Origin of the sequence: Bifidobacterium bifidum ATCC 29521 = JCM 1255 = DSM 20456 (assembly GCF_001025135.1) — a bacterium.
GTDB classification, from domain to species: domain Bacteria; phylum Actinomycetota; class Actinomycetes; order Actinomycetales; family Bifidobacteriaceae; genus Bifidobacterium; species Bifidobacterium bifidum.
The window spans coordinates 553,592-568,180 of the sequence record NZ_AP012323.1; the positions used below are offsets into that span (position 1 = coordinate 553,592).

At 63.9% G+C, this 14,589-nt stretch carries 12 protein-coding genes and 1 tRNA gene; 9 read left to right on the forward strand and 4 right to left on the reverse strand.

Annotated features, from left to right (window positions below):
- Positions 1-121 precede the first annotated feature (121 nt).
- The 3 genes from BBBF_RS02185 to BBBF_RS02195 all read left to right on the forward strand — a co-directional run bounded on the left by BBBF_RS02185 (position 122) and on the right by BBBF_RS02195 (position 4,243).
- Positions 122-1,786, forward strand: coding sequence for a S8 family serine peptidase (locus BBBF_RS02185; protein WP_021647687.1), 1,665 nt, complete (start codon positions 122-124; stop codon positions 1,784-1,786).
- A 376-nt stretch (positions 1,787-2,162) separates the two neighbouring features.
- Positions 2,163-3,548, forward strand: coding sequence for a phosphoglucosamine mutase (gene glmM, locus BBBF_RS02190; RefSeq protein WP_021647688.1), 1,386 nt, complete (start codon positions 2,163-2,165; stop codon positions 3,546-3,548).
- 41 nt (positions 3,549-3,589) lie between these two features.
- On the forward strand, positions 3,590-4,243 hold the full coding sequence (locus BBBF_RS02195; protein WP_003812076.1) for a peptide deformylase: 654 nt from the start codon (positions 3,590-3,592) through the stop codon (positions 4,241-4,243).
- Between the two features lie 335 nt (positions 4,244-4,578).
- Here BBBF_RS02195 and BBBF_RS02200 read toward each other — a convergent pair whose 3' ends face one another.
- A complete protein-coding gene (locus BBBF_RS02200) occupies positions 4,579-6,000 on the reverse strand; it encodes a hypothetical protein (RefSeq protein ID WP_014759931.1) in 1,422 nt (473 codons plus the stop codon).
- 288 nt (positions 6,001-6,288) lie between these two features.
- Here BBBF_RS02200 and BBBF_RS02205 point away from each other — a divergent pair, with 288 nt between their 5' ends.
- From BBBF_RS02205 to BBBF_RS02215, 3 genes are all read left to right on the forward strand, one after another.
- A complete protein-coding gene (locus tag BBBF_RS02205) occupies positions 6,289-6,744 on the forward strand; it encodes a very short patch repair endonuclease (protein WP_230094052.1) in 456 nt (151 codons plus the stop codon).
- A gap of 126 nt (positions 6,745-6,870) precedes the next feature.
- On the forward strand, positions 6,871-8,067 hold the full coding sequence (locus BBBF_RS02210; RefSeq protein WP_003812081.1) for an aminotransferase class I/II-fold pyridoxal phosphate-dependent enzyme: 1,197 nt from the start codon (positions 6,871-6,873) through the stop codon (positions 8,065-8,067).
- A 78-nt stretch (positions 8,068-8,145) separates the two neighbouring features.
- The gene (locus BBBF_RS02215; RefSeq protein WP_021647689.1) at positions 8,146-9,114 is read left to right on the forward strand and encodes a Ppx/GppA phosphatase family protein; all 969 of its coding nucleotides are present in this window, start codon (positions 8,146-8,148) and stop codon (positions 9,112-9,114) included.
- A 52-nt stretch (positions 9,115-9,166) separates the two neighbouring features.
- Here the strand turns inward: BBBF_RS02215 and BBBF_RS02220 are convergent, their stop codons facing one another.
- Positions 9,167-9,916: a DUF4391 domain-containing protein gene (locus BBBF_RS02220; protein WP_003818565.1), complete on the reverse strand. Its 750-nt coding sequence runs from the start codon at positions 9,914-9,916 to the stop codon at positions 9,167-9,169.
- A 215-nt stretch (positions 9,917-10,131) separates the two neighbouring features.
- Here BBBF_RS02220 and thiF point away from each other — a divergent pair, with 215 nt between their 5' ends.
- From thiF to BBBF_RS02235, 3 genes are all read left to right on the forward strand, one after another.
- Entirely contained in the window at positions 10,132-10,941 is an 810-nt protein-coding gene (gene thiF, locus BBBF_RS02225; RefSeq protein ID WP_033509958.1) for a thiazole biosynthesis adenylyltransferase ThiF, read from the forward strand.
- Positions 10,942-11,119: 178 nt separating this feature from the next.
- Positions 11,120-12,487 (forward strand): DsrE/DsrF/DrsH-like family protein, encoded by a 1,368-nt coding sequence (locus BBBF_RS02230; RefSeq protein ID WP_033509956.1) that lies wholly within the window; start codon positions 11,120-11,122, stop codon positions 12,485-12,487.
- Between the two features lie 73 nt (positions 12,488-12,560).
- Positions 12,561-13,538, forward strand: coding sequence for a nucleoside hydrolase (locus tag BBBF_RS02235; RefSeq protein WP_021647693.1), 978 nt, complete (start codon positions 12,561-12,563; stop codon positions 13,536-13,538).
- Between the two features lie 150 nt (positions 13,539-13,688).
- Here BBBF_RS02235 and BBBF_RS02240 read toward each other — a convergent pair whose 3' ends face one another.
- The gene (locus BBBF_RS02240) at positions 13,689-13,850 is read right to left on the reverse strand and encodes a LacI family DNA-binding transcriptional regulator (RefSeq protein WP_021647694.1); all 162 of its coding nucleotides are present in this window, start codon (positions 13,848-13,850) and stop codon (positions 13,689-13,691) included.
- Positions 13,851-14,320: 470 nt separating this feature from the next.
- A tRNA-Arg gene (locus BBBF_RS02245) sits at positions 14,321-14,393 on the reverse strand.
- Between the last annotated feature and the right edge of the window lie 196 nt (positions 14,394-14,589).

The window sequence follows — 14,589 nt, forward strand, 5'->3', positions numbered from 1 at the left end:
TTATGGGAAAGGGGTATTGCTGAAAGCTTCATGAGAGTACACTTTCGGATTGTAGGGGGTTCATCATGAAACTCCTCGGCGATATCATCCAAAGACGGCGTGAGCCGGGAAGGGCAGGTTCATGGTTTCTCGTTGGTCGAGGGTGAAGGCCGGGTGCGCGTTCGCGCTGGCGTGTGTGTTGCCTTGCGCGTGGACGCCCGGCGCGTTCGCGGCGGATGACGGGCGTTGGCCGGTGGCGAACGATGTGGTGGCTGCCGCGTGGAAGCAGGGCATTGATGGTTCCGGTGTGAAGGTGGCAGTGCTGGATTCGCAGGCGGTGGAGGATTATCCCGCGTTGAAGCATGCCTCGATCACATACAAGCTGGGACGATTCCATAACGTGGATGACAAGACGGTCGAGTGCAAGGTGGACGGCAAGCCGTTGACCGCGACGATCAAGTCCGGTGAAGGCGGCTACTACTCCTCGCACGGCACCGACATGCTGGCATGGATCGTGGGTGATGGAAGCAACTACACTTCGAAGTGGCCCGGAATCATGGGGGCGGCGCCCAAAGCGGACGTGTTGCATATTACGGATGGGGCGGTTAATGCGGGGCCTGCTGTGACACCTTGCGATCAGAAACTCGCGGGTGATGCGACAAGCGACAGTGGTGCAGATGTCAAGACGGCGGTGGACTGGGACGCTCGCATCCTCAACCGTTCCCAGGGAGGTGATCTCGTCAGCGCGGATTATGCCGGGTATGTGGATGCCCTGCGTCATGGGGTCGTCATGGTCGGAGGACGTGCGAATGACATGAATCCCGGCTTGGATGATCTGACCGGCGACCCGCGCAGCATGGAGACCTTCCCCGGTGTGGTGATGGTGAACAGCGTGGACGAGTCCGGGAACCTGGCTTCCACCTCGGATGTCATGGACGGTAATGTGGCGGTGCTGTCCTATGGCATGAACGTATTAGGCCCGGTCAATCCTCTTTCGAATGTATACAATATCGCGGGCAATGGCGGCACGTCGACCGCGGCCGCGGTGTTGTCGTCGTACCTGGCGTTGGCCATGCAGAAGTGGCTCGACGCGACGGGCAACCAGATCATCCAGTCTTTGATACGCAACACGAAGAGCGGCAAGGGCAAGCCGGTCATTGACCCGGAACGCAAGCGGGGGTTCGGCGAGGTGGACCTGAATGCGCTGCTGACGGTCGGCCCGACCCAGTACAAGGATGTGAACCCGATTCTGGAGTACCAGATGAAGGCGGCCGCCCAATACCCGGATCTGAAGGACTGGTACACGCAGGATTGCAAGACGAACCCGGACGGCGTTGGCACCGCGGCGGATAATGTCCCGTGTGAGGCCGGGCTCATCGGGCGGGAGTACGAGCGTCAGCAGGCGGCGTGGAAGAAGGTGGAGCAGTGCCGTTCCGATGGCGGCTCCGACTGCATGCAATACTCCGCGACGAACACCGCCGATGGTTCGACCAATAACACCACGACACCGAACGGGCAGGCCAAGCCCGAAGGAGACCCGTCGCAGAGCGCTTCGTCCGGCATGCCGGTGTGGCTGTGGGGCGTGATCGGCGCAGGCGTGGCCGCTATAGCCGCGGGCGTGATAATCGCCCTGGTGGTGTCTCGGCGGCGTAGGACGCGCGCGCGGATTCCCGTATCCGGTGTGGCATATGGCAGTGTTCGATCATACCCAAACGGACCCGTGCCATCCCGCCCATATCCTGGTGGATCACAGGGGAGTGGGGGCCAGGCTCCGCCTGCCGAACCGGGTGCCGGAACAGCCACCTAGCCAGCCGCAGCAGCCATATCCTCAGCAGATCCCCCGGCAAGGATTCGCTCCGCCGCAACCATACCCGCCGACTGAACCGGCTCCCGGAGTTCCAGCCCCTGACAACCATGGTGGCAATGGAAACTCCGGCGGACATGGACGGCATTCAGGGTAATGACCACAGCAGAGAAAGCCCCAATCGGCCCCTTCTCTCATTGGCAAATGACTCGCGAATCTGCTTGTATTCTCTCACATGTCTTTCTCCGAAACTGGCAATTGCGCGTGATTTGGGCAGTATTCATGGATATGGGATGCAATCGCTTCGCCGGCCGGTTACGATGGTGCTCGGTATGTCGAAGAGACGGCGGAAGCCGTCGAAGCAAAGGAATCGCAGATTATGCCGAGATTGTTTGGAACCGATGGCGTTCGTGGATTGGCGAACAGGGATTTGACCGCGCGTCTGGCGCTTGATCTGGGGGATGCCGCCGTGCGCGTGCTGGGCAACAGTGCCGTCAGGGAAGGCCTGCCGGAGGGCCGCCGTCGTGCGCTGATCGGCCGTGATACGCGCGTGTCCGGTGATTTTCTGGCGTCCGCGCTGTGCGCCGGCATGTCTGCTGGCGGCTTCGACGTGATCGATGCGGGCATCATCCCCACGCCGGGCGTCGCGTTCCTGACCTCCGTGCTCAACGTCGAGATGGGCGCGGTGATCTCCGCGTCGCACAACCTCATGCCCGACAACGGCATCAAGTTCTTCGCGCGCGGCGGTTTCAAGCTGCCCGACAGCAAGGAGGACGACATCGAGGCCGTGCTCGGTCAGGACTGGGACCGTCCGACCGGCGCGGGCGTCGGCCGCGTCTCGCATGAGACGGTGACCGCCACGAACCTGTACATCGACCATCTGGTGTCGACCATCGCCCCGCTCAACCCGGACAAGACCCAGCCCAAGCCGTTGCGCGGCCTGAAGATCGTGGCGGACTGCGCGAACGGCGCCACATCGGTGGTCGCTCCGGAGGCGCTGCGCCGCGCCGGCGCGGAAGTGCTGGTCATCAACGCCTCCCCGGACGGATACAACATCAACAAGAACGCCGGTTCCACGCACCCCGAGCAGCTGCAGGCCATGGTCAAGGCCACCGACGCGGTGATGGGCGTCGCGTTCGACGGCGACGCCGACCGATGCCTCGCCGTGGATGAGGACGGCAACATGGTCAACGGCGATCAGATCATGGGCATCCTGGCCCGCGCCAAGAAGGAGGCCGGCAAGCTCGCCGACAACACGCTCGTCGTCACCGTGATGAGCAACCTCGGACTCAAGCTCGCCCTCAAGGACATGGGCATCAAGACCGTGCAGACCGCGGTCGGCGACCGCTACGTGCTGGAGGAGATGCTCCGCGGCGGCTACACGCTCGGCGGCGAGCAGTCCGGCCACGTCATCAACCGCGAGTTCGCCACCACCGGTGACGGCACTCTGACCGCGCTCACCCTGTGCAACGAGGTCGTCAAATCCGGCAAGAGCCTCAAGCAGCTCGCCGCGGACTTCCCGCAGCTGCCGCAGCAGCTCGTCAACGTGCCGAACGTCGACAAGATGGCCGCCACCACCAACGCGGCGGTGCAGGCCGCCGTCGACAAGGAGTCGAAGCTGCTCGGCGACACCGGTCGCGTGCTGCTGCGACCGTCCGGCACCGAGCCGCTCGTGCGCGTGATGGCCGAAGCCGCCACGCAGCAGCAGGCCGACGAGGTGTGCGACCGGCTCGCCAAGGTCGTGGCCGACGAGCTCGCGCTGTAGAACGAATAACGGCAATACCGCAATACCAAGGAATCACTCGTATGTTCGGAAAAAACACGAAAGTCGACCTCGAACTCAACCGTGAGGTCGAACAGCTCCTCAAAACCGGCGGCAAGGAGCGAATCCTGCCGATCGTGCAGGCCGGCGAACCGGTGCTGCGCCAGCAGACCGTGCAATACTCCGGCCAGCTGAGCAAGGGCACGCTGAACAAGCTCATCGACACGATGCACACGACGATGCTGGAAGCGCCGGGAGTCGGCCTGGCCGCCACACAGATCGGCCTGGGGCTCGCGCTCGCGGTGGTCGAGGACCATGTGCGCGACGACGAGGACGATCCGCGCGAGATCGCCGAATTCCCGTTCCACGCCATCATCAACCCCAGTTATGAGCCGATCGGCGACGCGACCCGCAGCTTCTACGAAGGCTGCCTGAGCTTCGACGGATATCAGGCCGTGCGTAGGCGCTGGCTCGACATCACCGCACGCTGGACCGACGAGAACGGCAAGCAGCATGAGGAGCGTCTGCACGGTTGGCCGGCGCGCATCTTCCAGCATGAGACCGACCATCTGAGTGGCGAACTGTACATCGACAAGGCCGAGATTCGCAGTCTGACCACCTACGAGAACCTTGAGGATTTCTGGTGCGACGACCCCGTGCCGACCGACGCCGCCGAGGAACTCGGCTTCGAGCTGTAAGCCGGGGCTGGGCCGACTCTGGTCGCGGCTGGTTACGGCTAACTGCTGTACAACTTCCGCATTATCGATATTTGCGCGTGTTGTCCCGCGAAATCAGGACGCCACACGCGCAAAACGCTATTATTTCGCAGAATAATCGCGGAAAAACGTTGCAGTTAAGCCGTTTTTGCTAAATCGTGCCGATGTGGGTCATCGCTGCCGGCTGGACAACTGCCGCAAAAGTCGATAATGCGGGAGTTGTCCAGCCGGCGAACGCGAAGACCCCTCACGAGCCGATTGCACACGAACCGTATACGTGCTTTAGGCTCGGCGATCCATCGCGGCGGACGAGCGCGTCACAATACCGCCGCGAGATCGGCGCGGGCGTCGGGGAACGTGTGGCAGTAGCGTTCTGCCTCGGCACTCAGCCGCTCGTCGACGAGCAGCCGCTCGTAAATCGGATTGCGGGCGTAGCGTCCGGATCCGTCATCGTACGCCGTGACGATGCTCCGCACCTGCCCGGCCCAATCCCGGCCGCTGATCGCGCGCAGCTGGGCGATGGTGTGCAGGTCGGAGGGGTCGTACGCCTCGACGATGCGCTCGCGGTACATCGCCCTGAGCTCGTCCCAACGTCCCAGCGCCTCGAATGCGGCCTCGCGCAGGGATTCCCACTCATACGCAACCAGATCCTCCGGGAACATCACTGTGTACTGGTTCGGCCGGTCGCGCTCCACCATGTCGATGAAGCCGATGAGCTCATCCCAGCGCTCCGCCGCGATAAGGCGCGCCGCGTAGGCATCCGCCATGGCTTCCGATTCGTGGTGGCTCACCAAGAAGCGGTCGGCGTCGGCCGCATCACCGCTCACGCGCATCAGATCATGGCGCAGGAACATGATCGATTCCTCGAACTGCTGGTGCGCCGACAGCGCCACCGTGCGCTTGATGAGTTCCGAAGCGTCGGCCGTCGAGCCGGTCGCGGCCTCGGCGGCGATGACGCCATCGTCGTGTGCCGTTTCGCCGTCGCATCGCCCGTCCTCGTCGATTTTCGCCTCCTTGGCGAAACGATCCATCGTGTCAAGGGCGCTGTTCAGCGCATCATAGGCGAACATGCGCGTATCGTCCCATTGCGCGAACGACAGGCCGCACGACAGCAGCTCCACCATCTGCGTCGCGTTCAGCTGGAAATCCTCGTTGCAGGCCACCCGCGTGATCAGTCGCAGCGCCTTCTCCCCGTCCTGCGGGTCGGCGTTGCGCGCCACGGAATCCATGTACACGCGCACGTTCTGGATGAGCTCCTTGAGATAGTCGAAGCCCTCGCCGTCCCGGTCCGCCGCGTTGCCCACGAATCGCGCGGTCATCTCGACCGACTTCGCCAGATTCGTGGTGGCGTCGACCCAGCGCGTGCTCATCAGCGCGTTGCCGACCACGGCATCCACTCCCGACAGCGCCTGCGAATCGATGCGGAACGTGGGCATGTCGTTGCGCGGCATGGACACGCCGTCCTCGGTGCGTTCGGCGGTCGGCACGGTGGATGAGATGGAGTCGAAGTACCATTGCATCGTCAACCCGATCACGTCGGCGACCTCGTTGGGAGCGGCGACGGGCACATTGTTGCGGTTGTCGTCGTCCTGGGCGGACGCGTCGGAGATCATATGGTTCCACAGGAACGTAGGGCCGTCGAAATCCGTTGATGCCAGCCAGCTGTCATTGACGAAATCCACGATGTCGTCGAGCTGTTGCCGCGGATCCACGCTGATCGAGGTGGTTGAGCCATCCATGATTCTGCCTCCCTGGTTCCGCTCCGTGGTTGCAAGCGTACGTGTAGTCTATCGCGATTGACGCTCCGATGTCGGCAATGGCGGATAATGGAGACCGTGAGCGAACAAAGCGTAAACCATGACGAGCGGCGGCAGGCGGCGAAAGGCGCCGGCGATGAGATGACGGCTGCGGGGAAGGCCGAGGGAAAGGCCGCGAGGAAGGCCGCGAGGAAGACCGGTGGATCCGGCAAATCGGGCGCGAAGGCCAAGCCCGGCGAACGGTATGAGCGGGGCACGCGCAGCTACACGATGTCGCATATCCGCGGGAAGGACACCCGCATCGAAGTGCTCGTGCGCCGGTACCTGTTCTCGCGGGGGCTTCGGTTCCGCAAAAACGACAGGCGCTATCCCGGCCATCCCGACGTGGTTCTGCCCAAATGGCATACGATCGTGTTCATCAACGGATGCTTCTGGCATGCGCATCAGGGATGTTCCAAGTATTCCATTCCCAAATCCAATGTGGAATTCTGGACCGCGAAACTGACCCGCAACCATGACCGCGACATCGCGCAGCACGCCGCGCTCGAATCCGCCGGATGGCATGTCATCGTCGTCTGGGAGTGCGAGCTCGCCAAGCCCGTGCGCGAGGCGCGTCTGGAACGGCTCTACACCGAGATCACCGTGCCTGGTTCCATGGCGTCCAATGAGCTTGCTGACCTCGCCAATGCGGCCGGTTCCGTCAATGCAGGCGGTTCCATCGTATAATTCCCCGATTACCGGCTCCACATCCGGCCATAGTCCCGTGAACGCCCGGTGAAACGGGACTTTGCCGGGAGGGTGGTAGGCAATTACAATCGGTGGCAGTACCGAATGGACGGCAAAGGGTGATGCATGATGAGCGAGACGAAACAGCCGACGATGTCGCGACGCGCACGCGAGGCGCAGCCGTTCCGGGCAATGGTGTTCGGCGAGAGGGCCGACGAGATGATCGCCCGCAGCATCAGCGTCATCAAGCTGAGTCTGGGGGAGCCGGATTTCGGAGCGCCGCCCGCCGTGCGCGACGCGATGCGAGAGCAATATGATGGCCGCGCGCTGCCGTACACCGCTGCGCTGGGCCTGCCCGAGCTGCGACGCGCCATCGCCGATTTCTACCATGAACGCCATCATGTCGACATCGACCCCCGCCGCATCGTCATCACCGCAGGCGGGTCTGCCGCACTGTTGCTGGCCACCGCGCTCACTGTCGACCCCGGCGACGAGGTGATCGTCGCTGACCCGTCCTACCCGTGCAACCGCGAACTGATCCGCTCCTTCGAAGGCGTGGTGGTGGACGTGCCGACCAGCGCGGCCACCCGCTTCCATCTCAACGCCGAACTGGTCGACCGCGCGTGGAGCGAGCGCACCAAGGCGGTGATGGTCACGTCGCCGTCCAACCCCACCGGCACGACCATCGACTTCGACGTGCTCAAAGGCGTGTGCGATCTGGCGCGATTCCGCGGCGCGTGGCGCATCATCGACGAGACATACCTCGACCTCGCCGACCGGGAGCCCGATGGCAGCGAGGTCAGGTCCGCGCTGCTCGCCGACCCGGACGCGATCATCTGCAACAGCTTCTCCAAGTTCTTCGGCATGACCGGCTGGCGTCTCGGCTGGGCGGTGGTGCCCGAATACACGATCGAGGCGGTCGACGATCTGGCGACCAACTATTATCTATGCGCGCACACGCCCACCCAGCATGCTGCGCTCGCCTGCTTCACGCCCGAATCGTTGGCGGTGTGCGAGGAACGCAGACAGGAGCTGCTCGCCCGCCGCCGCATCGTCGTAAGTGGTCTGGAGCGCATCGGCCTGCCGCTCGAAGTGGTTCCGAACGGCGCGTTCTACGCGTATTTCAGCGTCGCGGGAACCGGTTTGGACGCGTGGACGTTCTGCGAGCGTGCGCTGGAAGAGGCGCATGTGGCGCTGACTCCGGGACGGGATTTCGGCCCGGCGACCGCGGACACGCATGTGCGGCTGTCCTACGCGGCGTCGCGCGAGGCGTTGACGGAGGGGCTGTCCCGGCTCGGAAAGTTCGTCGCCTCGCTGCGATGATTCTCCGATAACCGCGGCCGGCCTTGGGTGGAACACCGCGCGCATGCTGCGGCCGCGCCGGTGATACAGTGAGATGCTATGGTGAATTTGCGTTCGCGCGTCACTCGATTGGGCGTGCTTGACATCGGCTCCAACACGATTCATATGCTGATCGTCGACGCTGCGCCCGGTGCGCGACCCGATCCCGAGGCCAGCACCAAATCCACGGTGCGGCTGATGCAGTATGTCAAGGATGACGGGTCGATCAAGAAGTCCGGCATCGAGGCGATTCTGACCGCCGTGGATCAGTGCATGGAACTTGCCGAGGAATACGACATCACGCAATTGCTCGCGATGGCCACGTCGGCCATCAAGGAGGCTCCCAACAGCAACAAGATCCTGCGCAAGATTGAAGAGCGCATCGGCCAGAGCGTGACCGTGCTGTCGGGAACGGACGAGGCCCGCCTGACGTTCCTCGCCGCCCGACGCTGGTATGGGTGGGATGCCGGGCGCCTGCTGATGCTCGATATCGGCGGCAGCTCCCTGGAGGTCGCCATGGGCTCCGACGAGGAGCCGACCGTGGCGCTCAGCGCCGCCGCGGGCGCCTGCCGCATCACACGCGAGTATCTGCCCGAAGGCACGGCGAGCGTTGACGAGCTGGAGGTCGTGCGCAAGAAAGTGCGCAGGATTCTGGAGCCGATGGTCGACGCGTTCCCCAAATCCAAGCATCCGGCGCATGCCGTGGGCACGTCAAAGACGTTCCGCTCATTGGCACGTCTGGCGGGTGCGGTGCTGCGCCAGTCCGGGCGCGAGGACACGTGGATCATGACGCGCGAGCAGCTGGAGGACTGGATTCCCCGGCTTGCGGCCATCGAGCCGGAGCAGCGCGTGGCGTTGCCGGGCATCACGCCGGAGCGCGCGATGCAGATCGTCGGCGGCGGCATCGTGGCCGACGAGATCATGAGGTCCCTGAACGTGCATGAGGTCGAGATCTGCCCGTGGGCGTTACGCGAGGGCGCGATTCTGCGCTGGCTCGATCAGTTCGGCCGCACGCGGCTGGGTTTCTGACCGTTGCGGTTTCTGCGCGCAGCATCTATATGCCGCGCCGGTGACGGGGCATCTACTGCTCCAATTGTGCCAGCTGCGTGCGAATCTTATGCAGTTTGGCGTAAATCTCGTTGCGCTGGGCGGGGTTCTTGGCACGCTGATGATCACGCGACAGCTTCTCTTCGGCGGCTTTCAGCGTGACGATCTGGTCCCGGCGGGCGATTCGCGCGTCCAGATTGGCTCCGTCCGCGGAATCGAGAATCGCCTGCGCGCACAGCGAATCCCACAGGTCGTCCATCGTCTTCGCGCCGCCGTCGGCGTTCCCTTCCGGTAGTTCCAGCGTGACCTCGCCGGCCGGCCTCCATTCGCCGGAGAACACTTTCGTGATCGGCACATGACCGGCACGGACCGGCACGTTGCGGCGCACGGCCAGCGCACACTCCTCGCGTACCGTGCCTTCGAACTCGCCTTCGTGCACGCAGACGAACACGATGCCGGATTTACGCTGTCCGGCGATCAGATCGATCACCTCGACGGGGATGCCGGGCGTGTTCACGCGCAGGCCAATCACCAGCACCTCGGGCATCTTGCCGCTGCCGGCGCCCATCGCCGTGTTCGCGGGCCGCAGCAGCGCGAGCATCGTGATCGAGGCGATGTCGTTGACCAGTCGCTGCTTGAGTTTGGACGATACCGGCGCCTTCGCCACGAACAATCCCTTCGGCAGCGTGCCCTTCTGCTCGGGAATCGCCGCCGAGGCCGGCAGTCCCAGCGTCAGGGCGGATACCTCGCCGCAGTGTGCGACGGTCAGGTGTGCAGCAGTCATCATCGGCCTCCTTGTGTTCGCCTCCGGCGGCAGGCCCGCCTGTGCGCATTGCTCCAATCCTAACCCCATCCGGGCGCCCGCCGGGGATGATCGTCACAAAACGGCCGTCCGTGTGCTCCCCGCGCGAAATACCGTTCCTCCGTTACGCTATGCTGTGCATACATCGACGAGTCGGGCGACGTCGCGGACGGGTGCCGCTGACAGGGGAGAAGGACATGGCTTTCACGGATGACCAGCTGGAGAGATATTCGCGGCATCTGATTCTGAAGGAGATCGGCGTACGCGGACAGAAGAAGCTGCTCGCCGCACGAGTGCTGGTCATCGGCGCGGGCGGTCTGGGATCGCCGGCCGCGATGTATCTGGCGGCCGCCGGCGTCGGCACGATCGGCATCGTCGATGATGATGTGGTGGACCTGTCGAACCTGCAACGTCAGATCATTCACGGCACCGGCAACGTCGGCATGCCGAAGGTCGAATCGGCGGCCGAAACCGTCACCTCCATCAACCCAGACGTGACGGTGAAGCCGTATCACATACGCGTATCTGCCGGCAATATCGCCGAGCTGATTGCCGGCTACGATGTCATCGTCGACGCCGCGGACAATTTCTCGACGAAATTCCTCATCAACGACGCCTGCGTTCTTGCCGGGAAGCCGTATATATATGGTGGCGCGCTGCGGTTCGAGGGCCAGCTCATGACGTATGTGCCCGGGCGAGGCCCCTGCTACCGCTGCATTTTCCGCGATATGCCCGCGGCCGGCGAGGTGCCCAGCTGCAAGGAGACCGGCGTGCTCGGCGCAGTGGTCGGAGTGATCGGCAGCATGCAAGCGGTGGAGGCGGTGAAGCTGATACTCGGCGTCGGCAAGCCGCTGACCGCCCGTCTGATGACGTTCGACGCGCTGGCGATGACGTGCCGCGCCGTGCCGTTGCCGGAGCGCGAACCCGATTGCCCGGTGTGCGGCGAGCATCCGACCATAACCACGCTGGATCCGGCGCGATACATCCAGCCGGCGTGCGGCGTGTGAATGACGGCGATTCCGCCGTTTAATAACGCGCCATCACCGGCGTCTATCACCACGCTGCAACGGGAGACAGACATCTGGCATAGGCTCATGAACGGATACCGTGCGCCTCGGCGGCCAAAGGCGCAGGGCGCGCGCAGGCGCTGGCATGAGCCACGAACATATGAGGGGAGCATCTGACATGACGGACAAGCACATCGATTCACCGCTGGCGGACGACGACGGCGATGCCATCAAGCGCATCACGCCGGCACGATTCGCTGAGCTCGACAAATCCACGGTGACGCTGCTGGACCTGCGCGAGCCCGACGAGGTGTTGGTCCATGGCCTTGATGGCGCGATCAATATCCCGTTCAACCAGATCGGCACGAGGCTGAGCCAGGTGCCGAACGACAAGCCGGTCGTCGTGTTCTGCCGGGTGGGGGATTGGAGCGAGCAGGTCACCGAGATCCTTGCCGATCGCGGCTATGACGCCATCAACCTTGACGGCGGATTCCAGGCGTATCGGGAGTATCTCGCCTCTCTGCCGCAACAGCGGGAGAACGACGTCGACGATGGTGATGCCCGGCCCGAAAAGCAGGCGAAGGGAAGCGCCGCGACGCTCTCCATCCCGGCCGCGGCGCAGCAGATATCCCTGCGCGGCCCTGAGCATGAGAGCAAGTCGACGGGGGCTGCCGACTCGGCCGCCTCGCACGGCAGCGATGGAGATACGGACGGCGCGCAGCCTCACGCGGTATTCGTCGACGCCAAAGGGCTCAAGTGCCCCGGTCCGATCGTGAAGGTCGCCGACACGCTGCGCCCGCTGCCGATCGGAACCCGATTGACCGCCGAGGCGACCGAAGACGCCTTCCTGTCAGACATCGCGGTGTGGTGCGAACGCACCGGCAACCATCTCGTCTCGCTCGAACGCGACGAAAACGGCGTGATTCATGTCGTCATCGACAAGACCGCGCACATGCCGGCCCCCGGCGCTCCGGCCGCCGCATGCCCGTCGTCGCCGGCCGGTCGGACGGTATCGGCCGAGACTCCCGCCGCCGCACCGCAGCAGACCGGCTTCAACCCGGATGGCGGCGACGTTCGCCATGACAAGACCTTCGTCGTGTTCAGCGGTGACCTCGACAAGACCATCGCCGTGTTCATCATGGCGAACGGCGCCGCCGCGATGGGCCGCAAGGTCACGATCTTCTTCACGTTCTGGGGGCTCAACATCCTGCGCAAGCCCAAGCGCGTGCGTGTCAGGAAGACGCTCATCGAGCGCATGTTCGGCATGATGATGCCGCGCGGCACGCGCAAGCTCGGCCTCTCGCGCATGAACATGGGCGGCATCGGCGCGAAGATGATCCGCTGGATCATGAAATCCAAGAACGTGGAATCACTCGAATCGCTGATGAAGCAGGCGACCGATCACGGCGTGCGCCTGGTCGCATGCCAGATGTCGATGGACATCATGGGCATCCATCAGGAGGAGCTCATCGACGGAGTGGAGCTCGGCGGCGTCTCAACGTTCCTCGGCTCCGGCGAGACCAGCGACATGAGCCTGTTCGTCTGACGGGACGCGGCGAGGCCGGTTGACAGTCGCCATAGGTGTGCGGCGTAGAATACGGAAGGCAAAGGAGACCCGCATGACACGCAAACTCATTCTCGATTTGGATACCGGCATCGACGACACACTGGCAATCGCGTATGCGCTCGCAAGCGAACAGGCCGATGACGTCCGGCTGATCGGCATCACCGGCACCTATGGCAACGTCACCGTCGAGACCGGCATGCGCAACGCGCTCGCCGTCACCGACCTGCTTGGGCATCCCGAAGTGTCGGTGTATCCCGGTCTCGACCGCCCGTCGACCGCACCGGAAAACTTCCGCTATTCGCCGTCGGCAGGAACGCGGCGCATCCACGGCGACAACGGCATCGGCGACATGACGATCCCCGATTCGCGGCGCTCGCCGGAAACGACGGCCGCGGCGGATTTCATCATCGACGCGGCGCACACGTACGGCAAGGACTTGGTCATCGTGCCCACCGGCGCGATGACCACGATCGCCGAAGTCTGCCGTCGTGAGCCGCGCATCGGCGAGCTCGTCGGTTCCATCACGTTCATGGGCGGTGCGCTGACCGTGCCGGGCAATGTGACACCCGGTGCTGAAGCGAACATCATGCAGGACCCGGAGGCCGCCGACGCCATCCTGCGCAGCGGCGTGGAAACCACGATGATCGGCCTTGACGTCACGCATCAGGCGGTGCTCACGCGGCGCGACATCGAGCGATGGCGGCGGCTGGGCACCGCGGCGGGTGATTTCCTGGCGGGCATGACGGATTTCTACATCGACGCGTATTCGGCGACGCAGCCCGAGCTGGAGGGGTGCGGCATGCACGATCCGCTTGCCGTGGCCGCGGCGCTCGACCCGACGCTGGTCACCACGCTGGGCATGAACCTGCAGGTCGACTTGGAGGGCGCGTATCGCGGTAGGACCATCGGCGACCGCGCTCACGACCGGCTCACTTACTCGCACAAGACCACGCAGGTGGCCGTGCGCGTCGACATCGCGCGATTCAAGAGCCAGTTCCTTGACCGGATCACGGCGCTGGCCTCCCACTGATCACCGCGAGACGGGCTGCTGCTGATTGCCGCGCGGCGCTTGACCATTCCCCGCCCTCTTCCCGCGAAAGTCCCATGTACATTGGTCGTGATGGGACTTTCGCGGGATGGCGGCGGAGCCGAGCCGAGGCGAGCCGGGTGAAGGGGGCGGTCAGTGCAGGATGTCGACCGGCGTGGTGTTCTTGTTGCGCTCGATGATCGCGCAGACCTGCCCCGGGGTCTCCTGCGACACGTAGGCGCCGCCGCGAAGCGTGTACGACACGGTGCTCGGCGATGCCCCCGCCGCCTTCGCCACGTCTTTCAGCGTTGCCATGCGTCACCGTCCCATCCATCATCGTGAGAGATCATCCATTTCCCCGGTGGCCGGTTGGAATCATCATCCCCGCTGCGCTGCCGCCCTCCTCATGCCGCCTTGGCCCGTCCTGTCGGCGGCGGTGCTGGAGGTGACGCGCACGGGGATGTCATGCATGATGCCGGTCGGTCACTGTTCTGCACGCATGCTATCGGGTGTCACTGGAAGGCCTGTGACGACGATGTCGAAAAATGGCGCTCTCAAAACTCGCAGAGTGACGGCACCCTTCAAAACCATTGGAAAATAAGGGATTTCAACAACCGTCACTGTGCGTGTGCACACGCACAGTGACGGTACCCTCGCACAGTGACGGTATATTCCCGAAATGTCTCGTATGGTATGGATGCGCGGGGATTGGGATCCGGGCGATAGACTCGATAGTTATTCAAGGATGACCGAATCGTTCTGCTCGGGTCTTCCAGTCGAATGGGTGCCCCGGATGCGATTCGAACGCACGACACCCGCTTTAGGAGAGCGGTGCTCTATCCCCTGAGCTACCGGGGCAACGAATGACCATTATACATGTCGGGCGGATATGCGCGTATCGTGCGCAGTGTGAAGCCCGCAGGCCGCCGCGCATACGTGCCGGAATGGGGAATGATTCTCGGGAACGATGGCGTCCGCGGTTCCGGGGCGTTATCGTATGAGCTTGTATGCGCGACGGCTGGAAGAATACATGTCGTTGCGTACCGGTTGACGG